This is a genomic window from Porphyrobacter sp. MBR-155 (assembly GCF_040547625.1).
Lineage (GTDB): Bacteria > Pseudomonadota > Alphaproteobacteria > Sphingomonadales > Sphingomonadaceae > Erythrobacter.
Genome location: NZ_JBEPQB010000004.1, coordinates 123760 through 142699 on the forward strand (window position 1 = coordinate 123760; position 18940 = coordinate 142699).

The 18940-nt window shown below is 57.3% G+C and carries 20 protein-coding genes, 1 tRNA gene and 1 pseudogene; 14 read left to right on the forward strand and 8 right to left on the reverse strand.

Features of this window, described 5'->3' with window-relative positions; genetic code table 11:
• Positions 1-21 precede the first annotated feature (21 nt).
• The 5 genes from ABIE62_RS05540 to ABIE62_RS05560 all read left to right on the forward strand — a co-directional run bounded on the left by ABIE62_RS05540 (position 22) and on the right by ABIE62_RS05560 (position 4359).
• Positions 22-669, forward strand: a complete 648-nt coding sequence (locus ABIE62_RS05540) for a hypothetical protein (protein ID WP_354324258.1) — start codon at positions 22-24, stop codon at positions 667-669.
• 13 nt (positions 670-682) lie between these two features.
• Positions 683-1339 carry a hypothetical protein gene (locus ABIE62_RS05545; RefSeq protein WP_354324259.1) on the forward strand — a complete coding sequence of 219 codons (657 nt, stop codon included), beginning with the start codon at positions 683-685 and terminating at the stop codon, positions 1337-1339.
• Between the two features lie 28 nt (positions 1340-1367).
• The gene (locus tag ABIE62_RS05550) at positions 1368-2144 is read left to right on the forward strand and encodes an NYN domain-containing protein (RefSeq protein WP_354324260.1); all 777 of its coding nucleotides are present in this window, start codon (positions 1368-1370) and stop codon (positions 2142-2144) included.
• A gap of 71 nt (positions 2145-2215) precedes the next feature.
• Positions 2216-2794: a GIY-YIG nuclease family protein gene (locus ABIE62_RS05555; protein ID WP_354324261.1), complete on the forward strand. Its 579-nt coding sequence runs from the start codon at positions 2216-2218 to the stop codon at positions 2792-2794.
• 101 nt (positions 2795-2895) lie between these two features.
• Positions 2896-4359 (forward strand): ADP-ribosylglycohydrolase family protein, encoded by a 1464-nt coding sequence (locus ABIE62_RS05560; RefSeq protein WP_354324262.1) that lies wholly within the window; start codon positions 2896-2898, stop codon positions 4357-4359.
• Between the two features lie 63 nt (positions 4360-4422).
• On the opposite strand, the gene ABIE62_RS05565 is transcribed toward ABIE62_RS05560, so the two are convergent.
• Entirely contained in the window at positions 4423-6369 is a 1947-nt protein-coding gene (locus tag ABIE62_RS05565) for a hypothetical protein (protein ID WP_354324264.1), read from the reverse strand.
• A gap of 646 nt (positions 6370-7015) precedes the next feature.
• A complete protein-coding gene (locus ABIE62_RS05570; protein WP_354324266.1) occupies positions 7016-7657 on the reverse strand; it encodes a hypothetical protein in 642 nt (213 codons plus the stop codon).
• A gap of 483 nt (positions 7658-8140) precedes the next feature.
• On the opposite strand from ABIE62_RS05570, the gene ABIE62_RS05575 reads away from it, so the two are divergent.
• On the forward strand, positions 8141-9805 hold the full coding sequence (locus ABIE62_RS05575; protein WP_354324268.1) for a DUF262 domain-containing protein: 1665 nt from the start codon (positions 8141-8143) through the stop codon (positions 9803-9805).
• A gap of 247 nt (positions 9806-10052) precedes the next feature.
• Here the strand turns inward: ABIE62_RS05575 and ABIE62_RS05580 are convergent, their stop codons facing one another.
• Complete coding sequence (locus tag ABIE62_RS05580) at positions 10053-10490, reverse strand: DUF6998 domain-containing protein (RefSeq protein ID WP_354324270.1); 438 nt, start codon at positions 10488-10490, stop codon at positions 10053-10055.
• 240 nt (positions 10491-10730) lie between these two features.
• Between ABIE62_RS05580 and ABIE62_RS05585 the strand changes: the two genes are divergently transcribed.
• The 3 genes from ABIE62_RS05585 to ABIE62_RS05595 all read left to right on the forward strand — a co-directional run bounded on the left by ABIE62_RS05585 (position 10731) and on the right by ABIE62_RS05595 (position 13008).
• Positions 10731-11387 (forward strand): HNH endonuclease, encoded by a 657-nt coding sequence (locus ABIE62_RS05585; RefSeq protein ID WP_354324271.1) that lies wholly within the window; start codon positions 10731-10733, stop codon positions 11385-11387.
• Positions 11388-11465: 78 nt separating this feature from the next.
• The gene (locus ABIE62_RS05590) at positions 11466-12146 is read left to right on the forward strand and encodes a hypothetical protein (RefSeq protein WP_354324273.1); all 681 of its coding nucleotides are present in this window, start codon (positions 11466-11468) and stop codon (positions 12144-12146) included.
• Between the two features lie 535 nt (positions 12147-12681).
• Positions 12682-13008, forward strand: coding sequence for a recombinase-like helix-turn-helix domain-containing protein (locus ABIE62_RS05595; RefSeq protein ID WP_354324274.1), 327 nt, complete (start codon positions 12682-12684; stop codon positions 13006-13008).
• Positions 13009-13014: 6 nt separating this feature from the next.
• Here the strand turns inward: ABIE62_RS05595 and ABIE62_RS05600 are convergent, their stop codons facing one another.
• Positions 13015-13446, reverse strand: coding sequence for a hypothetical protein (locus ABIE62_RS05600; protein ID WP_354324276.1), 432 nt, complete (start codon positions 13444-13446; stop codon positions 13015-13017).
• Positions 13447-13656: 210 nt separating this feature from the next.
• Here ABIE62_RS05600 and ABIE62_RS05605 point away from each other — a divergent pair.
• Positions 13657-14187, forward strand: a pseudogene (locus ABIE62_RS05605) (helix-turn-helix domain-containing protein); the annotation flags it as partial.
• 70 nt (positions 14188-14257) lie between these two features.
• Here the strand turns inward: ABIE62_RS05605 and ABIE62_RS05610 are convergent.
• Together ABIE62_RS05610 and ABIE62_RS05615 are read right to left on the reverse strand one after the other, a co-directional pair.
• Entirely contained in the window at positions 14258-14440 is a 183-nt protein-coding gene (locus ABIE62_RS05610; RefSeq protein ID WP_354324277.1) for a Flp family type IVb pilin, read from the reverse strand.
• A 112-nt stretch (positions 14441-14552) separates the two neighbouring features.
• Positions 14553-14735 (reverse strand): Flp family type IVb pilin, encoded by a 183-nt coding sequence (locus ABIE62_RS05615; RefSeq protein ID WP_354324278.1) that lies wholly within the window; start codon positions 14733-14735, stop codon positions 14553-14555.
• Between the two features lie 100 nt (positions 14736-14835).
• Here ABIE62_RS05615 and ABIE62_RS05620 point away from each other — a divergent pair, with 100 nt between their 5' ends.
• Entirely contained in the window at positions 14836-15246 is a 411-nt protein-coding gene (locus tag ABIE62_RS05620; RefSeq protein WP_354324280.1) for a (deoxy)nucleoside triphosphate pyrophosphohydrolase, read from the forward strand.
• Positions 15247-15306: 60 nt separating this feature from the next.
• Positions 15307-15383, forward strand: a tRNA-Arg gene (locus ABIE62_RS05625).
• A gap of 82 nt (positions 15384-15465) precedes the next feature.
• Here the strand turns inward: ABIE62_RS05625 and ABIE62_RS05630 are convergent.
• Positions 15466-15855 carry a metallopeptidase family protein gene (locus tag ABIE62_RS05630; RefSeq protein ID WP_354324281.1) on the reverse strand — a complete coding sequence of 130 codons (390 nt, stop codon included), beginning with the start codon at positions 15853-15855 and terminating at the stop codon, positions 15466-15468.
• A gap of 192 nt (positions 15856-16047) precedes the next feature.
• Here ABIE62_RS05630 and folE point away from each other — a divergent pair, with 192 nt between their 5' ends.
• Positions 16048-16674, forward strand: coding sequence for a GTP cyclohydrolase I FolE (gene folE / locus ABIE62_RS05635; RefSeq protein WP_354324515.1), 627 nt, complete (start codon positions 16048-16050; stop codon positions 16672-16674).
• Positions 16675-16748: 74 nt separating this feature from the next.
• Here the strand turns inward: folE and ABIE62_RS05640 are convergent, their stop codons facing one another.
• Positions 16749-17228 carry a peroxiredoxin gene (locus ABIE62_RS05640; RefSeq protein ID WP_354324283.1) on the reverse strand — a complete coding sequence of 160 codons (480 nt, stop codon included), beginning with the start codon at positions 17226-17228 and terminating at the stop codon, positions 16749-16751.
• Positions 17229-17409: 181 nt separating this feature from the next.
• Here ABIE62_RS05640 and ahcY point away from each other — a divergent pair, with 181 nt between their 5' ends.
• Positions 17410-18840 (forward strand): adenosylhomocysteinase, encoded by a 1431-nt coding sequence (gene ahcY, locus ABIE62_RS05645; RefSeq protein WP_354324285.1) that lies wholly within the window; start codon positions 17410-17412, stop codon positions 18838-18840.
• Positions 18841-18940: the final 100 nt, after the last annotated feature.

The window sequence follows — 18940 nt, forward strand, 5'->3', positions numbered from 1 at the left end:
TTGGGATAAAAGGCTTGGCACATGAGAAAACCTGATTCTGTTGTGGCGCTGACCGAATTTGGCCGTGTTCGCCTATCAAAGTCATTCTTTATGCGGGATTTTCTGTTCTCAGACATCGCCGCGATTCATGGGCTGACCAACGTGCCTGATGATCCGGACCTGGCGATCGCAGCAGGAAGTAAGCTCTGCGAAGAACTGCTTGAACCGTTGCAGGATCGGTTTGGCCGTATCGCTGTTCGATCCGCCTTTCGGTCGTGCGAAGTCAATGGGTTGGGCAATGAGATGCAAGCTGCAGGGAAGGGCGGGTACAACTGCGCGTCGAACGAGGCCAATTTTGCCGGGCATATCTGGGATCGACGCGATGCCGAAGGCCGGATGGGTGCCACGGCATGCGTCGTCGTTCCGGCATTTTGGGACACATTTCAGGCAGACGGGGATTGGCGAAAGCTGGCCTGGTGGATCCACGACCAACTTCCCTATTCGAGCCTCTATTTCTTCCCGAAGTTCTGGGCCGTCAACATCGCCTGGCGCGACGAGCCAGAGCGACGGATCGACAGCTACACCTATCCAAAAGGCTGTTTGACCAAGGCGGGCATGCCGAACAATTCTGGATCACACGAGCAGGAATGGGCTGGCATCGAAGCAGCAATGGTCCGCGGATTGGCTTAAAGGGAAAGCACGCATGTCGATCCCAGGGCAGTTGATCAGCGCCGTCGATATGGCAGTTGCGGGCGGAATAGATCCGAAACGATTTCGAGCGGCCCTTCGCGCTGCAAATCTCGATTGGCATCCACACAACGGGCGTTGGGAGGTCGTGCGAGGGAGCGATCAGCACCATGACATGGAGAGGGTCATGGCGCAGCTGGCAGCAGGGCGAGTCAGGCGCCGATCGAATTCGAAGGCCGTAAAGGGCGTTTCTACGGCTGCAAACCGCGACGAGCATTACGTGCTCGATCTCTGCGATGCTGTTCTCGGAATGAAGGCTGCCAGGCAGCATTGCTTCCCATTTCTCACTGGAGATCCGGATCGGCATGGTCGCCAAAAACCATTGCCTGTCGATGGCTTTTACCCGGATCTTGGCCTTGTTGTGGAATACCATGAGCGCCAACACCGCGAACGCGTCGGGTTCTTCGACGATAAGCCGACGGTTTCCGGCGTGTCTCGGGGCGAGCAGCGCCAACGATATGATGAGCGCCGCGCCGAAGTGCTGCCCAGATATGGCTATAGCTTAGTCGTTCTCGAGGTGCATGAATTCGCGCATGATAGAGCCAAGCGCCTACTCAGGTTACCTCAAGACGAGGCAATCGTCAGGCAGCGCCTTCAAAGCTTTATCGCCTGATTAATGGTTGTTCGGGCAATGATGCACGATGGCTATTGAACCTCGTAACCCCCGACTTGCTGTATTGATAGACGCCGACAATGCATCCTCCCGGATCGCACCGCGGCTCTTTGAAGAGATAGCCAAAATCGGTGAGGCAAGTGTCCGACGTATCTACGGCGATTTCTCAGGCACAAGACTGAAATCCTGGGCCGACGTTCTCGCCACGCATGCGATCAAGGCGCACCAGAACTTCGCGTACACCAGTGGCAAGAATGCCTCGGACATTGCTTTGGTTATCGACGCAATGGACCTTCTCCATACCGGTCGTTTCGATGGCTTTTGCCTTGTCTCGTCCGACAGTGATTTTACTGGCCTGGCCTCGCGTATCCGAGAGCAGGGCATCGACGTCTACGGCTTCGGAGAGCAGAAAACACCCGAGAGCTTTCGCCAAGCCTGTCGCCGCTTCATCTACACTGAAAACCTGCTGCCAGAGGCGCCCACGCCCGATGAGCCGGGCGGACAGGACTCCCGTCCAGCCAATGTCATGAAACCGCCCACAGCCGCGGCTCCTCTCATCCGGACCGCTATCTCACAGCTTGATGATGAAGGGGGATGGGTACCTCTCGGCCGCGTGGGCCAACGTCTTGCGGCGCTCGCTTCCGACTTTGACCCCCGAACCTATGGCCAAGGCAAGCTGAGCGACTTGGTCGAAAATGCCGGGGGTTTCGAATCTCGCCGAACTGATACGGGACACTTGCAGATCCGCGTCGTTGCCTCGGAAAATGCGGGCAAGGCTAAGGCTAAACATGCCAAGCCCTCATGATCCTCCCAGTTCGCTCCTGCGTGAGCTTGGCTCGCCTGGTGTGCTGAAGGTTTGACGAGGGATCACTGCGGATGGCTCGCCTCACTAAAGCGAATTTGAGCTACATGAGACGCCATGGGATCGAACCCGAAGAAGCTTTTGATGCCCCGGGTCTGAAACGCGCCGAATATCGACCGAGAATGAAGGCTGAGGGGAAGTTCGTCGCCTACGGTGTCACGCCGTGTCAAAACGGCCATGCTTTGCGCAATCGGTACGGAAACTGCATTGAGTGTTTCCCGGCCTCAATCGCATTCGCGCGCCGGAGTGAATTGCCAGGCTACCTTTACCTTGCCCAGTCGTCGGATTTGGGTTTGATCAAAATCGGCTTCTCAAGCGACGATCCGGACAATCGGATCTACATCGCGAATCTCGACGGCTACGGCGGAGCGTGGGACTGGCGGATTTGCATGACGGTTTGGGCAGAACATGCCGGCGCGAAAGAGATCGCCGTGCATCGCTCGCTTTTCGAATTTCGCAATGAAAGGCTCTGGATACGGAATGGGGCGGCAGTCGTTTCGAAGGAGCTTTTCGATTGTGATCTCGCTCTGGCCATCGAAACTTTGTCGGCGCATCTAACGGCCAGAGAGCACAAGGCGATCGAGTACCGCTAAGCGTCATTGAAAATGCATCTGCGTGGTCGCGTCATGAACCCACCAAGCACTGGCGCATTGTTGCGACCAATTTTGTCGTAGAGAACGTATATAAGGTCGGAATGAACTCAAACTTCCGCACAAGCTTCACCGACCCCATCCAGATTGCGGCGCTGGCAGCTGGCAGTGGCCGCATCGGCGTATCATTTTGCCCGGGCAAACAGAGTAGGTCCGTTGGTGGACTTGACTGGCGGCGTGACCTCGCTGTTGACTTGGACGCGGTCTCTGAGTGGGGCGCTGTAGCGGTGATTTCGCTCATAGAGGACCATGAGATTGATGCGCTTGGCGTTTCAAATCTGGCGTCGGAGGTGGCAGCTCGAGGGATGCAGTGGTTTCACCTGCCAATCCCCGACGTCACCGCACCTGGCGCTGATTTCGAGCATGGGTGGCGCTCTGCCGGGCCCCATGTGCGCGGCTTACTCGCCAGCGGACAAAGCGTCTTCATTCATTGCAAGGGCGGGCTCGGCCGCGCGGGGACGGTAGCCGCGAGGCTCCTCATTGAGCTGGGAGAAGCCGAGCCGAAAGATGCAATTGCACGCGTGCGCGAAGTCCGCCGCGGCGCAATCGAGACTGTGCCTCAAGAAGATCACCTGCATTCGATCTGGAATATCTACGACCGCGCTCGTGGATGCTTGCTTGGATTGGCTGTGGGCGATGCCTTGGGGACGACCCTCGAGTTCAGGCCGCGCGATTCCTATGAGCACATTACCGACATGGTCGGGGGAGGACCGTTCGGTTTGGAGCCGGGCACGTGGACCGATGATACATCGATGGCCTTGGCGCTGGCGGACGCGATACTTGCGAGCGCAGCCAAGGGCTCGATTTTCGAACCAGAGGAGGCGCAGCGGCGCTTTGTCGATTGGTGGAGGAATGGAGCATACAGCCCGACAGGTGACTGTTTCGACATCGGGATTACGACCAGCCAAGCGCTGAGCCGGTTTGAAGCGACCGGCGACCCCATTTCGGGCTCAGCTGACGCCTATTCTGCGGGAAATGGTTCGCTCATGAGGCTGGCGCCCGTCGCAATCTGGGGAATCCATGAGGATCCCGCGACCGTGGCTCGTGTTGCACGTCGGCAAAGCGCGACCACCCACGCGGCACCAGCCTGTCTTGATACCTGCGACGCTTACTCATTGATCCTTCGTGCAGCCATTCTCGGCGCTGATTTCGAGGGGGCACTGACCCAGGCTCATGGCGAGTATGGGTCTGTGATTGCGCCAATCATTGCTGGCAGCTGGCGCGGCAAACAGCGCCACCAGATTTCCAGCAGCGGTTTTGTGGCGCATAGCCTTGAGGCGGCTCTCTGGTGCGTTGCAAGCACAGACAATTTTGACCACGCCGTGCTCATGGCAGCAAACCTGGGGGACGACGCCGACACAACTGCGGCCATCACAGGTCAGCTAGCGGGAGCTCTGTATGGAGCCTCGTCCATCCGGAAGTCATGGCTCGAAAAGCTGGCTTGGCGCGGGAAGATTGAGAATCTTGCTCGGGATTTGGCTTTCCCGCAAATCACGTCGCTGGCCTAGTGGTTATTGAGGGAGGCCAACGGCGAAAGGCTTGGGACACTCCTTTTGTGTCTGAGTAGGTCGTTAGGCTGCCTCCCAAACGCGATTGAGGATCTGCGCGGCCAGCGCGGCCTTGTCTTGAGGAAGGAACCTTCCGTAGTGCTTGGCGACTGTGTCGGCGGTGTCCTGAATAGCATAGCTAGCCTGCTCGTATGACCCGGTTTGTTTCAGGATATGCGTCGCCAAAATATCCCTCACATTATGGGGACCGTGCGGCAGCAGGCCCTTGATGGCACCGCGATTGGTGTAGGGATTGTAGATCCCATAGCGCTGAATGATGAGACGCCATGCCTCGTAGAACGTATTCTGATCGTAAGCCGCATTCAGGCTTGTCGACTTCGCAGTCTTGACGAAGAACGTCCCGGGGTCTTCGGCGCCGCCAAGGAGGGCGGCCCGGTGCACATTCAGATAGGCATCAATCTGAAGGTACAGCCCGAGAAGATCAGGCAGGATCAGCCTGAAAGGCATCTTCCCAAAGAACGACGAGTGCGCGTTCTTGAAGGCAGACGCCGGGATGAAAACCTCCCAACCATTGTCACGGTCACTCCAGCGAAGTTCTCCGCGCTTGCGGGATGCGAGGTTGCGCTCTGAGGTCGGCGGCGTACCGCGAGGGCAAACAAGCAATTCTCGTAGGTTCTTTTGCCTGAGGCCCAAGTGGAGCCCAAAACGCAAAATCAGAAAAGAGCGCACTGATTCCGCCGCCGTTCGCGGATATCGCTTTGGATCGGGCATCAACCGCATGATCTCCTCGGTGATCAAGCGATAGGTGCCAACCGGACTATCAGACTCCAGGACGACCATGATCGGCTCAAACGGGTCTCGGTGAACTCTGGCGAGCCGCTGGATCTCTTTGACCCGGGCTGTTCCGTAACGATAAAATTGGTCGCAGGCTCCGTCCCAATCCGCGCGTGAAGCGGTGATTTCATCCTCAGACACCAGGCCGGGGATTGGCTTGAGCTCATCGCCTAATGCAGGACTCTGACGCAGCCACCCGGTTTCCGCGCGTGCCAAAGACAGGCCCAGCTGGAGCATGTTGACTTCCCAGGAGGTGTAGCATCCACGCCGGGCCTCACGCCATTGGATGTACCAATCCCACACTGCCGGGAAGATGAGCATGCCCATTGTTAAGTGTTTCGATGGAACACCGAAGCCCCGAACCTTGCTCTGAGGGGATGCGGCAAGTGCCCCGAAAAGTAGGCCTAGATGCTCGATTTTCTGCGAAGAGGTGTACTCGTTCCAAACGCCGTTGCGCTGATACCCGATGTCCGTCAGCGTCGAGGTCTTGAAGCGAATGAGCTCAGCGACCTCAGCGGCAAGGGCCGGAGGCGCATCAATGTTGGCATCCAGCAAATCAAGCTCAACGTCGTCCAAGAACCGGTCGTCATCTCGATCATCATCCCGAGTCTGTTTCAGCGGTTTTCTGCCGGTTAAGCTTGGGAAGCGGACTGCAAAGCGGTTCCTTGATGCTATTGCCTGGTAGCGGCGATAGTCCGTTGATCCGGAAATGATGACAGTTCGGACCCAATCGAGGATATCTCGTCTTTCAGCTGCAGGGCGACTGTCGAAGTCATCGGGCAAATGCCAAGCTAGCCGCCGCCGCTCAGCATCAGAAACGCCCTTGAGCCGTCGGTGTCCGGAAGGTGCACGGCACTGGTTCGGGAGCTTCGATTTAAAATAGCCTTCTGGAAGCCGATACCGCCGCTCAATCTGATGAAGGATCGCCAGGCTGGCTACGGCGCGCGGAAACTTCTTGCCACCTGCCCACTGCAGAAGCGTGGATCGCTCGATGATGTCGCCCTGATGGGTCAGTGCACGATGCAAGCCACAGATCGTCTCGCCATGTCGTCGTGCCTGCAAGGTCAACGCATCCTGGAAAGTTGGCGGATCGAGCCAGCCCGGTGCGATTGGTTCAGGGAATGCGACAATTGGCTTCGGCTTTCGGCCTCGCTTTCGCGTAGCATCAGAGATCATGGGAGATCCAAAGCCAGATAAGCTTTGGACCAAAGGCATATGGTGAGCATGGTTTCGCTTGAGGTTTAGAACGTCGTTAAAGGGGGGCGCCGCCTACAACAAATTGCTCAGATATCTAGGCCCCGCCAAAAACTTATGGAGTAAATCTCAACGGCCAGCGGTAACTCGCGGGGATGATGTCGTATAAGTTATTGTTTACCTGCCACAATTTGTCAATGAAATGGGGGGAGTAGCGCTTATGGGCGTTACCATTCTAACGGGGGATCAACGGACGAGGGAGGCAAAGCACTGGCCAACTTGGCTCGGCAAGGTGCCTGAGGTTCGTCGGCGTTTTCATGCGTGGTCTGACAACTTTGATCCGTTTCATTACAACGAGACACCGAGTGTCGCGGCCTTGGCAAACGCTGCGACACTTGCTGGGTTTGTTGCGCAAACAGAATATGTTTTGGATACCCCCCTTGGGCGCGTGACGTGTTCGACGGCAGGTTTTGCCAGAAGCCGTCAATCTATGTTCGCCCGAGTGGACCGACAGCGGCGGGATCGACTGATTGGCGAGCCAAGCCTGATCACCCCCGATCGGACGGCCATGGGACCGTGCACGTAAGAGCCTTTCTGCTGCGAAGAGAGGTAGATTCCCAAGACGGCTTTACGGGTTTCGCTCCCCAGGGTGCCCGCGACGACACGTAAGGGTGACCACACCCGGTGCATCCTCAAATGCCTCGCCTTCCTCAAAGCTTACTCCCGATATTCGCCTGTATGGCGTAGGAGCTCCTGGCGTGTGATCTTCGACGTAGTCTTCCTCGCGAAAGCCCCTTCGCAATACTGCCGCCTTCGCTTCATCCATGGTAGCCCGAACGCTGACTGAGATAAAATTAGGAGGCGCAGTGCCGGGGCCGCGATAAAACGGCTTCATCGCGCCATTATCGTCCATCTGCCAGCCAGTCACGCTTACAACTGGTAAGTCAAAAACCCTCATTGATGCTGTAGGCTGGAACACTACCGAGCCGTCTCCGCCTCCTTCGATCTCGCGGATGATCTTATTCTTTAACATCGCTCTTATCGCGATCGCGGCTTCGGGAAGTGTTCTGCAGCTAAGTTGATTCTCAAGAGCTTGAGCCGCTAAGCTCATTGGTGATGGGCTAGTAACATTAAGAGGCGCGGGCTTTTCGATTACTTCCTCGCCTAGAGACGGCACAGCTGCATTGCTAGCGGCATCTCCTAAAGCTGCTGCTTCGCTGTTGCAGGCCGATAAAAACATGCAAAGGCTCACGAATTGTATGCGGCTCATAGCTCACCTCTAAGCAACTAAGCATGTGCCTCTGGACAGCTATCGACCGCAGCACAAGACCATCTTTGCGTCCGGCCTCGGAGAAGGAGCTCGCCGCATCGCGGCGCCTTCGCAGTAGGCTGTGCCGGGCTAGTCGCTGTTGAAGAAGCATGGCGGAGGCTAGGTCTGCGCCTGCGGACCATCCATGCCTTCCTCGGTCCGGCCTTATAACCAGCACCGGACCTACAAGCCGCACACCCACGACGGCCCGGAATGGAAATGACTGGCCGGAAGCGGTCCAGTGCCTTTCGGGAAGTGATCTGGGAAAGCTGCCGTTCGACATCGCCACCTGACAGACTTAAGCATTTGCGGCAGAGCACAAAATCGCGCTTTAAGAACCATTTGTGGTATTTTTCGAGCGCGCGTCGTCGTCACTCTGACCATCTCTGGTGTATCTGCCGGAGCATGGTATTCGAGGGATCGAACAAGTCAACAGAGGACCCGATGCAACTCAACCCCCAGCACCTTACCGTTGCCAAGCTCATGCAAGGCCGCCTCTTCCGCATCCCGGAATATCAGCGCGCCTACTCTTGGCAAAAGCGTCAACGCGAAGATTTGTTCGAAGACATCCGAGAAGTGCATCGGTCTGGGCGCGACCATTTCATGGCCACGGTGGTCGGCCTTGCTCGCGACACCAGATCAATCGACGCAGACGAATTCGGGGTCGTAGAGTTGGTCGATGGCCAGCAGCGCATCACGACGCTGGTTATCCTGCTCAAGGCGATTGAAAGGGCTCTTGATCCGAATGACACAAAAGAGGGAAAGGTCCATGCTGATTTGGGGCGCCTTCTGGTGAAGGGCGACGATCACAATCTCGTCCTCCTGCAAACTAATCACGACAGCAGCGATGTCTTTGCGAGCTATGTTAGAACTGGCGAGATCAAGAAGGACGCGATCGTCACGGCGGCGGACAAGAATGTCATCGACGCAGCGCGTGAGTGCGAAGCATTCGTCGAGTCTTGGAAGCCGATCGGAACGCTGATCGAGCTTGTCGCCACCATTCGACACAAGCTCTCGGTGATCTATCATGAGCTGGATAACGAAGGCACGGTCTACCGGGTCTTTGAAGTGCTAAATAGCCGCGGGCTCGACGTTCGTTGGATCGATAAGACCAAGAGCCAACTGATGGCATCCATCTACGAGTATGTTGACAATGGCTCTCGGTCTGATGGTCTTCATGAGATGCAGAACCTTTGGAAGGATATCTATCGCCGGCTGGGGCTTGACGATAGCCTTGGCAACGAGGCCATGCGGTTTGCAGGAACATGGTCGGAAACAACCAGGCCCAATCGCGTGGTGAGCGAACAGGACGCTTCAGCGGCTCTGTTGAAGGCGGCAGGAACCAAGCTGGCTACGATTGTCAAAGCGGCCACATGGCTGAAATTGGTCGTCGGGAAAGTGGTCGATCTGCACAACGACCAACGAAGAGCCGCCGTAACGCGCATTGGGCAGGCCCGGTTTCTAGCGATCGCCATTATGCTTCGCGAATTCGACGATCAGACAGAACAAAAGCTGCTTGGAGCCTGGGAACGGGTCACTTTCCGCATCTTCACGCTCGCGGGCAAGGACAGCCGCACTAAGGTCGGAGAATTTGTCCGGCTTGGATACGACGTACTCAAAAGCAAAATGGCGGCGGACGATATCTTAGACGCCCTTAGAGACCTAGGCGAGGGTTTCGACATTGACGACATCATCGACTCCGAAACATGGGACGAGTGGTACGGGGGCTACAACGAGGAGGTGCGATACCTCTTGTTCCGATACGAGGAGCATCTCGCGCGCGCCGCTGGCGTCAAAATCAATGAATCACAGTGGGCGAAGGTTTGGGCAACTGACCCGGCCCGATCGATTGAACACATCATGCCGCAAAGTTCGGGTAAGAGCTATGTTCACGGGCTCGGCAATCTAACAATGCTGCCCCCGAACGTGAATTCGTCGCTCAAGGACAAGCCGCCCGAGGACAAGGCCGCGCGGTATCTGGAATGTGGCATGCAGGCGACCATGGATGTCGGTCGTGCAATTCAGAGCGGGACTAAGTGGAATAAGGAAGCCGTACGGGAGCGCGCCGCGAGCATTGAGGCCTTCGTAAGAGTGGAATGGGGAGATTGACCATCGGTGACGAGGCGGAAACGGATGGCGGGTTTCAGCAGGAGCGGCCATTCGTACGTTGGTTGGGGAACGGCTTGGATTGGTCGACAGATGTCGATGTTGATTGCCTCATTAGACTGCTGCTTTCCGGCGCTCAGCGAGCGGAACCCTCCCTACATCAAACTGCCCCGAAGCTGCCGATCGTAGTTCGCGGGGCGAACGGTTGGTTTCAGCTGAGGTCAGCGCTAAGCTGCCACCCTCCGGCGCGTCAGTCGTCCCAGCCTTGCCCGGCCAGGGCTCTGAGACGGGATAGGCTAATGCGACGCTGGCCATTCTTCGCTATCGCGCCCGCAGAGAGCCAGGCGATTTCGCCAGGACCATCGTAGACTACTTCCGCTTCGTGCGGCGAAACGATCCGCAGCACCACGAGCCGATCGCAGGTGTCGTACATCGAGATCGCCCTCCCCGCAGTGAGCTTTATCTGCACATCGCCATTTTCGTCATAGGCGTCGTGCCGCGGCTGGGACGGGGGATAAAGGCTGAGCCCGAGTGCTTCGGCAGCAATCACCTCACCAATCGAACCGACGAGATGTCCGTCAGGGGTGAACGGCCTGCCGGGATACAGGGCAGAAAGCTCCTGCACCGCTTCATAGATCTTAGCGACTGGCTCAGGCAGAAGAATACGGCGAAACGGTTCAGTCGACACAGCAGTAACTCCAAGGCATGAGCATACGATAGACACGGTTTGCACCCTGACCAGCAGAGTTCACTCCGCATCTAGGTCAAGGGCACGAGAGGCTCTGTTGATGGTAAAGGACAATGTCGTAGCCGTGATGCCGCCTCGGAGCCTCGGCGTTCTTTAACCTGATGCGGTTATCGAATGGGAACGAGGTACACATTTGCTCGTAGCGAAAGGCTTTCGGAACGGGAGGCGCCAGGTTTGGAAATGACAACGCTCACACGAGATAGACACTCGATCAGAGTGCCGATCCCTGAGATTTTTCAGGCATGGGAGCTGCTCTCGCAAGCAGCGGATGCTCATCTCCAAGATCACTTTGACGAGGCCGAGACTTTGTTGATCCATGCAAATATGCCGGCGGTGTACGAGTGGGCGTGGGTTGATTGGCAGAAGCCAAGTCTAAATATCCGCATTCCCAGACCGGAAAACGACACAAAGAAGCTACCCAAAGACCAGCTCGACCCGATCAGGGCTCCAAAAGCAGCCACTAAGCGCAACGTGTTGGCCCGTGACGGGCACCGCTGCCGCTACTGCGGAATTCCCGTGATCGATGCAGACATCAGGAAACTCTTGCACAGCCTTTATCCTGCTGCAGTGCCGTGGGTGAGCAGCGTGCCCGAGAAGCAACATGCCGCGTTCTCATGTTTCTGGCTCCAGTACGATCATGTTGTGCCCCATAGCCATGGCGGGCGATCTGATGAGGACAATGTCGTCATTTGCTGCGCGCTCTGTAACTTTGGCAAGCTCGATTATACCGTCAGGCAGCTCGACATTGCTGATCCGCGCACGAGGCCACCCCAGCCTGTCGAATGGGATGGACTGGAGCGGTTACGTCGCGCGCCGAGCGCCGGCTTGCGTTCTTAATTCGCCATGGTCGCGACCATGAGCAGAGTATCGCAGCCTCCAGGTGAGCGTGGGAGCCTTAAATGGATCCAGCGAGCCGTGAACGAAGCATGGCCATCGCTTAATGAGCCAATCCTCAATGCGGTGGGCAAAGACCAGACGATCGATTGGCGATCGCCGCTCCTCGCCGATGACTATGCCGAGTATCGCGACGGCACCTTCGTTGAACGGCTTGGTCTTGGCCATTTGCGGCCCCAACTTGCTGCCTTCTGGCCGTCTGGAGGTCCGCAGTGGGATGCCCTTGGCGTGACATCCAGCGGGACCGTGCTCCTTGTCGAAGCCAAGGCGCATATTGCGGAAATGTGCTCGCCTGGCTCAGGTGCGAGTGAAGCCTCGCTGAATCTCATAAAACGCCGCCTGTACGAGACTGCGGAGGCCCTGCGCGCCAAGCGCGAGCGTGCAGACTGGCATGTTGTCTTCTATCAGCTCGCCAACCGTCTAGCACACCTTCACTGGCTTCGTGATCAAGGTGTTGACGCGCGGCTGGTGCTGGTCAACTTTCTCAACGACAAAGAAATGGCGGGGCCTACCTCGGCGGCAGAGTGGATGGCGGCATACCATGTCGCACTTCATGCACTTGGCCTCAGTCCGCGGCATCGCTTGGCACGTTATGTTATCGAGGTGTTCCCTGACGTACGCAGCCACCTCGGCACATCAACAAGCGCGCTTCCAGACCCTGCGATTTACACCGGCAGATCCGACGATTTGGTCGAGAAGTGACAAAACTCTAGCCACGCACATCTACAGGTACCCCAAATGCTCGACGAAAATGAACGCGATTGTCTCAGCCAGTTAACCGAAAACGTAATGTGGGCATCGAGCGCATGGTGGCATGACGGCTTAACTGATGTGCTTCGTGACTTGCAGACGAGAGGGTTTGTAGGCTGTCGGAACCGCGATGGTGAGGCTGCCGATCCGTTAGACATCGACGATGGTGCATATTGGTTTATTACCGACCTAGGGCGGGCAGCACTCAGCGCCCAGAGCTGAGCCAAGGACTTTGGTATTCTGCAGGCACCCTATTCGTTAAGCTTTTCGAGCAAAATGCTGAACCGAATTGCCGTTAGATTAACGAAAATGTGGGGGAGAGTGTGGGGGAGGCTTTGATCTGATCTAAATAACAATATTGATATCATAGCGTTATTGGACTGGTTCGATTCAAGCCCTGCCACCACACGCTTATAGAGCGTTGAAAAGACTGAAAAACAACGGTTTATTCCTTCCGACTGCTACGCAAAAGTGCTACACGGAAGGCATGGAAGAGATGTTCAAACTGTCCCGTAGAGCCGGATCCGCTAAGTGGCAGGTGCGGAAGCGTTGGCTGACTGACGTCGCCTCTTTTCTCAAGGGCGAGTTCAACCGCAGCACGGGGGAAGGGGACCGCAAAGCGGCGCAAGCTCAGCTCCCGTTCCTCGCTGCTGCCCGTGAGCTTGCCGTGGAGATCGAAGCCGTGAGGGCTGCAGGTGCCACCAGTCTGAGGGAGATCGCCCAGCGGCTCAATGAGAGGCACGTGGAAGCCCCGAGGGGCGGCAGCTGGCATCCTTCGGGGGTCAAGAGGGTACTGGAGAGGCTGGGGGCCTGAGCCAACCTACTCTTCAGCAGCTAAGCGCTTCCCTGATGCCCTTCTTTCTTTTGTGGGGATATTGGGATCATCACCATGCGCCTTCGAAGTCAGTCTCTCAACGTCACCCTTTAAGTCAAGGCCCATTAGATTGGCTACTGAGTAGAGCAAGGCAAGTAGTAAACCCCCACTTGCATTCACGTATCGGACGAAATCATCCCTTGAGATTTCTAACCGTTCGCCCACGCGCTTCTTTAGCCATGGGCAAGCTTTGGCCAGTCGTGAATCAACCACTCCAAACCTATGAGACAGGCAGTTTCTAATCTGTTGGAGCTCGAAGATATCGCGCCGGATATTATCATCAATTTCTATGGTGATACCAACTGCGTTCAACAGGCTTTCGAAACGCCCTAGCCCATTGCGAAGCGGGCCAGCGAGCTCGCGGTCGATTGCATCCACTATAAACCGAGCTCGAGATGGGCCTCGCAGGCTGGCGTACATGACTAAATCAACCTTGATCTTTCTCCTGTCGCTGGCAGATTAAAATGCCCCAGAAGTGACATTTGAAAATTCCCCACTTCGTTTGTTTGACCCTGTCCGGGGCGCGCCCCGGACAGGGTCAAATTGGAAACATCGGGCATAGTCCTCCTGTTGGGAGGCGATGCTGCGATGAAGAAGCTTGGAGAATTGATGATGATCCTGGATTTGCATCGCCAAGGCGTGAAGGTCGCCGTGATAGCCCGGCAATTGGGCGTCGACCGCAAGACGGTCCGCAAATATATTGCACGCGGGGTCGAGGTGCCGACCTATGGCCCGCGGCAGCCGCGGGAGCGCCTGCTGGATCCACATATTGATTATCTGCGGGCGCGACTGGAGGCCTATCCCGGGCTCAGCGCCCAGCGCTTAGCTCGTGAGCTTGGCGACCGAGGCTATACGGGCGGATACAGCACGGTGCGCGACACGGTGCGCTCGATGCGTCCGGCCGGGGGCGGCAAGCCCTATGCCGTGCGGTTCGAGACTCCGCCGGGCCAGCAGGCTCAGGTCGACTTTGCGCAGTTCCGGGTGCGTTTTGTTGATGCGCCGGATCGTGTGCAGGTGGTCTGGCTGTTCTCCATGGTGCTGGGCTTCTCGCGGTTGATCTGGGGACGGTTCGTGCTGCGTCAGACGATGCCGAGCGTGCTTGCCTGCCAGATTGGCGCACACTTCTTGCGGACAAAGAAAAACGGCGGGGATTGCTCCCCGCCGTCTTTCATTTTCACCGTGCCGAAGCTTACGGGGTCGGCGTGTTGGCAGAATCGAGCGTACCCGAAACGTTGGTGAAGGTGTCTTCGAGGCTTTCGCCCAGTGCAGTCATCGCGGTGATGGCGGCAACAGCGATCAGAGCGGCGATAAGGCCGTATTCGATGGCGGTGGCGCCCTGTTCGTCACGGACGAGATTCTTGAAAAAGGTCATGTCTAGTCTCCTGGTTCAGTCTTCGGTACCCTAACCCCCCTGTTTCAAGGCGGGCAGATATTGTGCTAATCGACACCTATTGAGAAATTCCTAACGCGAATGCGGCAGGTAATTAATTACTCATGGCCTCGCTGCTTTTGGCTTCAACTTCATTCCACATTTCGATTGTTGAACCTGCAACGCTCGAAAGTGATGCAATCATGGCAATGACGATGAGAGCCGCGATCAGGCCATATTCGATAGCCGTCGCCCCTTGCTGGTCTTCGACAATGTCTTTCATCAATGTCGGGATCATGGGGGTAACACCTATTGTTTGCGTCCTGATGAGGATGAAAATCGCCTAGGCGGGTTAAGAAATAGTTGATGAGAGCCACCGAGATGGAAAAAAAACCGACATGATGCAGCGCTGGACTGCGGTGGTTGCTGGGGCACTGATGGGGGGCGATGGCCGCTGGTTGATGCACAAACGCCCGCCCGGCAAACACCATGCCGGCCTGTGGGAGTTCCCCGGCGGCAAGGTTGAACCCGATGAAATGCCGATAGAATCCCTGATTCGCGAACTAAGCGAGGAGCTCGGAATCCGGTGCGATTCGGCAACATGTGCGCCAGCGGGATTTGCCGAGACCAGTATCGCTCAGTCGGCAAACGCGATTGTCATTCTGCTTTACACAGTGGGTGGTTGGGACGGGGTTCCTGAGTCGCTGGAAGGCGGCGAGGTCGGTTGGTTCACCCCGCAACAGGCGCTCGCGCTGGCCAAGCCGCCGCTGGATGTCATGCTGGCTCAGCAGCTTTTTCAAAATCGCTGAGCGGCGGCCAAGGCCCCTTGCCAAGCGGTTGAGACCCCCTTATGAGCCGCCCTCCAAGGCGCACCCGTAGCTCAGCTGGATAGAGCACCAGACTACGAATCTGGGGGCCGGGCGTTCGAATCGCTCCGGGTGCACCAATAAAGCCCGCTCCTCAGCCGAGGGGCGGGCTTTATTGGTTCATGGCCTGATTGATTTATGGCTCGGCGCTGTTTGGCCGAATCACCGTCCGGCACTTTGCTCAAGCGCGTGCATATCGGCGTCAGACAGGCCGAAATGGTGTCCGGCTTCGTGGATCACGACGTGTCGGACAAGCGCCTCGAACGCGACCCCGGTCTGGGCCATTTCCTCCAGTAATGGCTTTCGGAACAAAGTGATGACCGGCGGCATCGTCTCGTGATCCCATTGCGAACGATCGGGCAGGGCGACCCCTTCGTACAGTCCGGTCAGTTCCCAGCGATCGGCAATTCCCACCAGCGCCAGCTGTTCAGCCGTGGCAAAGTCATCAACCCGCAACACGATATCCGCCACCTGATCGCGAAACATCGCTGGCAGTCGCGCCAGCACGGCGCGGGCGGCGGCTTCAAATTCGGCAATGCTGTGATCGCGCAATGGGTGCCTCCTGTCCAAATCCGGGGGATGAATTGGCAATGATCGCTCCTACATGGCGAATTGGGAACAATGTTTTTGCGCAATCAGCATCCGCGCGCGCAACGGCTTGCGTATCTCGGCCTGAACGGACACTTGGGATCGACAGACAAGGGGGCTACGACAGAGCCGATGAGTGAAGAAAGACGCCAGAAGATGGATTATAGCTCTGCCCAGTATCGCGATGATGATTTCGATGGGGACAATCCGCTGGGCAAGCCCGACGTGCCCGATCACGTGCAGGATGCTATTCGCACACTGATCGCATGGGCGGGCGATGACCCAGACCGCGAAGGGTTGCGCGATACGCCTAAGCGAGTCGGGCGCGCGTGGTTGGAATATTGCGAAGGCTACAAGCAGGATCCGGCGATCCACCTTTCGCGGATTTTCGAGGAAGTTGGCGGGTATGACGAGATTGTGCTGCTGAAAGACATCCCGTTCCAGTCGCATTGCGAACACCACTTGGCCCCGATTACAGGCAAGGCGGCGATTGCCTATCTGCCGAACAAGAAGGTCGTGGGCATTTCAAAACTGGCGCGGGTGCTGCACGGCTATGCCCAGCGGCTCCAGATTCAGGAGCGGCTGACGGCGGAAGTCGCCAAGTGCATCTGGGACAATCTTGAACCGCATGGCGTGGCCGTGGTGATCGAGGCACAGCACGGCTGCATGACCGGACGCGGGGTGAGGACGCCCGGCGTCGGCATGATTACCAGCCGGGTGCTCGGCTGTTTTCTGGAAGATCAACGCAGCCGCAAGGAAGTGATGAGCCTGATGGGCTATTGATCGGTAGATTTGCCTGAATTCAATAAAGGGCACCTGTCAAAAGGTGCCCTTTATTATGTCCGAAATGCAGCCGGTCAGAGTTGGCCGAGCATATGCTCGGCGCTCGACACTTTGAAATCGCCCGGTTCTTCGATGTTGAGCTGTTCGACAACACCATCATTGACGACCATCGAAAAACGCTGGCCGCGCTTGCCCAGGCCAAAGCCCGACCCATCCATCGTCAGGCCAATCGCCTCGACAAATTCGGCATTGCCATCAGCGAGCATGGTGATGTCGTCGCTGCCAGCGGCCTTGTTCCAGGCCCCCATGACAAAGGCATCATTGACGGCGGTGCCAACGATTTCGTCCACGCCCTTGGCTTTGAGATCGGCGGCCTTGTCGACGAAACCGGGCAGATGCTTGGCCGAACAGGTCGGGGTGAAGGCGCCGGGGACGGAGAACAGCGCAACCCGCTTGCCTGCGAAATATTCGCTCGATTTGACCGCCTGCGGGCCTTCGGCAGTAGCCTTTACCAAGGTGACTTCGGGGAGTTTGTCGCCAACAGAAATCGTCATGTCGTGTGCATCCTTTGTGCGGGGGAACCTTGCGCCGTTGTATAGTGATCGCTGCGGCAGGGGCAACAAATAGACATATAAAGATAAGTTTATATTTGCCTCACGTCGCCCGCGTCGCTAGGGGCACGGCATTGGTCAGCGCCCGCGCTAATTCCGTGTGGGCCGACACAGGAGATATATCATGGCAACCGCCCCCACCACTACCGCCCCGACGCAGGAACATGTCATCAGGGATATCACTCTGGCCCGTTTTGGCCGCGATGAAATCCGCATTGCCGAAACCGAAATGCCCGGCCTGATGGCCTTGCGCGAAGAATATGGCGCGGCGCAGCCGCTCAAGGGCGCGCGCATTACCGGTTCGCTGCACATGACGATCCAGACCGCGGTGCTGATCGAAACGCTGGTGGCGCTGGGTGCCGAAGTGCGCTGGGCGACCTGCAATATCTATTCCACGCAGGATCACGCCGCCGCCGCGATTGCCGAGAGCGGGATTCCCGTGTTTGCGATCAAGGGTGAGACGCTGGGCGAATATTGGGATTATGTCGGCCGGATCTTCGATTGGTCGACCGAGGCCGATCCTGATCTTACCTGCAATCTGATCCTCGATGATGGCGGCGATGCGACCATGTTCGTGTTGTGGGGCGCGCGGATTGAAGCGGGCGAGGAACTGCCTGCTCCTGCCAATGCCGAAGAAATCGAATTTCAGCGCGCATTAAAGGCGTTTGTCGCGGCCAAGCCCGGCTATCTCACCAAGGCGGTGAAGGCTATCAAGGGCGTGTCGGAAGAAACCACCACCGGGGTGATGCGGCTGTATCAGATTGCCAAGCAGGGCAAGCTGCCGTTCCCGGCGATCAACGTCAATGACAGCGTTACCAAGTCGAAGTTCGACAATCTCTATGGCTGCAAGGAATCGCTGGTCGACGCGATCCGCCGCGCGACTGACGTGATGCTGGCTGGCAAGGTCGCCTGCGTCGCGGGCTATGGCGACGTCGGCAAGGGTTCGGCGGCTTCGCTGCGTAATGGCGGGGCGCGTGTGCTGGTGACCGAAATCGACCCGATTTGCGCATTGCAGGCAGCGATGGACGGGTTCGAGGTTGTCAGGATGGAAGACGCGGTCAAGCACGCCGACATCTTCGTGACCGCCACAGGCAATGAAGACGTGATCACCGCTGAACACATGGAGGCGATGAAGCCGATGGCGATCGTCTGCAACATCGGCCACTTTGACAGCGAGATTCAGATTAGCGCGCTGTCGAATTACGATTGGCGTGAAGTCAAGGAAGGCACCGATCTCGTCACCTTCCCCGATGGCAAGTCGATCATTATCCTTGCCAAGGGCCGTCTGGTAAACCTCGGCTGCGCCACCGGCCACCCGAGTTTCGTGATGAGCGCGAGCTTCACCAACCAGACGCTGGCGCAGATCGAGCTGTTCACCAAGGCGGATGAATACGACAACGACGTTTATGTCCTGCCCAAACACCTCGATGAAAAGGTGGCAGCGCTGCATCTGGACAAGCTGGGCGTGAAGCTCAGCCAGCTCAGCAACAAACAGGCCGATTATATCGGTGTGCCGCAGGCTGGCCCGTTCAAGCCTGATCATTACCGCTATTGATCGCAAGAAACCGTCCGTCCCACCCTGTTTTCTCACGGGGTTGGGGGCGGATGGGGTCATCCCCGTTGCACTGACGCGCGGGCGCGCATAGCGAAGGGGC

What these genes read in the sequence shown, in the direction of transcription:
- ABIE62_RS05540 (WP_354324258.1), top strand. Translation starts at nt 22, where the DNA reads ATGAGAAAACCTGATTCTGTTGTGGCGCTGACCGAATTTGGCCGTGTT.
- ABIE62_RS05545 (WP_354324259.1), top strand. Translation starts at nt 683, where the DNA reads ATGTCGATCCCAGGGCAGTTGATCAGCGCCGTCGATATGGCAGTTGCG.
- ABIE62_RS05550 (WP_354324260.1), top strand. Translation starts at nt 1,368, where the DNA reads ATGGCTATTGAACCTCGTAACCCCCGACTTGCTGTATTGATAGACGCC.
- ABIE62_RS05555 (WP_354324261.1), top strand. Translation starts at nt 2,216, where the DNA reads ATGGCTCGCCTCACTAAAGCGAATTTGAGCTACATGAGACGCCATGGG.
- ABIE62_RS05560 (WP_354324262.1), top strand. Translation starts at nt 2,896, where the DNA reads ATGAACTCAAACTTCCGCACAAGCTTCACCGACCCCATCCAGATTGCG.
- ABIE62_RS05565 (WP_354324264.1), bottom strand. Translation starts at nt 6,369, where the DNA reads ATGATCTCTGATGCTACGCGAAAGCGAGGCCGAAAGCCGAAGCCAATT.
- ABIE62_RS05570 (WP_354324266.1), bottom strand. Translation starts at nt 7,657, where the DNA reads ATGAGCCGCATACAATTCGTGAGCCTTTGCATGTTTTTATCGGCCTGC.
- ABIE62_RS05575 (WP_354324268.1), top strand. Translation starts at nt 8,141, where the DNA reads ATGCAACTCAACCCCCAGCACCTTACCGTTGCCAAGCTCATGCAAGGC.
- ABIE62_RS05585 (WP_354324271.1), top strand. Translation starts at nt 10,731, where the DNA reads ATGACAACGCTCACACGAGATAGACACTCGATCAGAGTGCCGATCCCT.
- ABIE62_RS05595 (WP_354324274.1), top strand. Translation starts at nt 12,682, where the DNA reads ATGGAAGAGATGTTCAAACTGTCCCGTAGAGCCGGATCCGCTAAGTGG.
- ABIE62_RS05610 (WP_354324277.1), bottom strand. Translation starts at nt 14,440, where the DNA reads ATGACCTTTTTCAAGAATCTCGTCCGTGACGAACAGGGCGCCACCGCC.
- ABIE62_RS05615 (WP_354324278.1), bottom strand. Translation starts at nt 14,735, where the DNA reads ATGATCCCGACATTGATGAAAGACATTGTCGAAGACCAGCAAGGGGCG.
- ABIE62_RS05620 (WP_354324280.1), top strand. Translation starts at nt 14,836, where the DNA reads ATGATGCAGCGCTGGACTGCGGTGGTTGCTGGGGCACTGATGGGGGGC.
- folE (WP_354324515.1), top strand. Translation starts at nt 16,048, where the DNA reads ATGGATTATAGCTCTGCCCAGTATCGCGATGATGATTTCGATGGGGAC.
- ABIE62_RS05640 (WP_354324283.1), bottom strand. Translation starts at nt 17,228, where the DNA reads ATGACGATTTCTGTTGGCGACAAACTCCCCGAAGTCACCTTGGTAAAG.
- ahcY (WP_354324285.1), top strand. Translation starts at nt 17,410, where the DNA reads ATGGCAACCGCCCCCACCACTACCGCCCCGACGCAGGAACATGTCATC.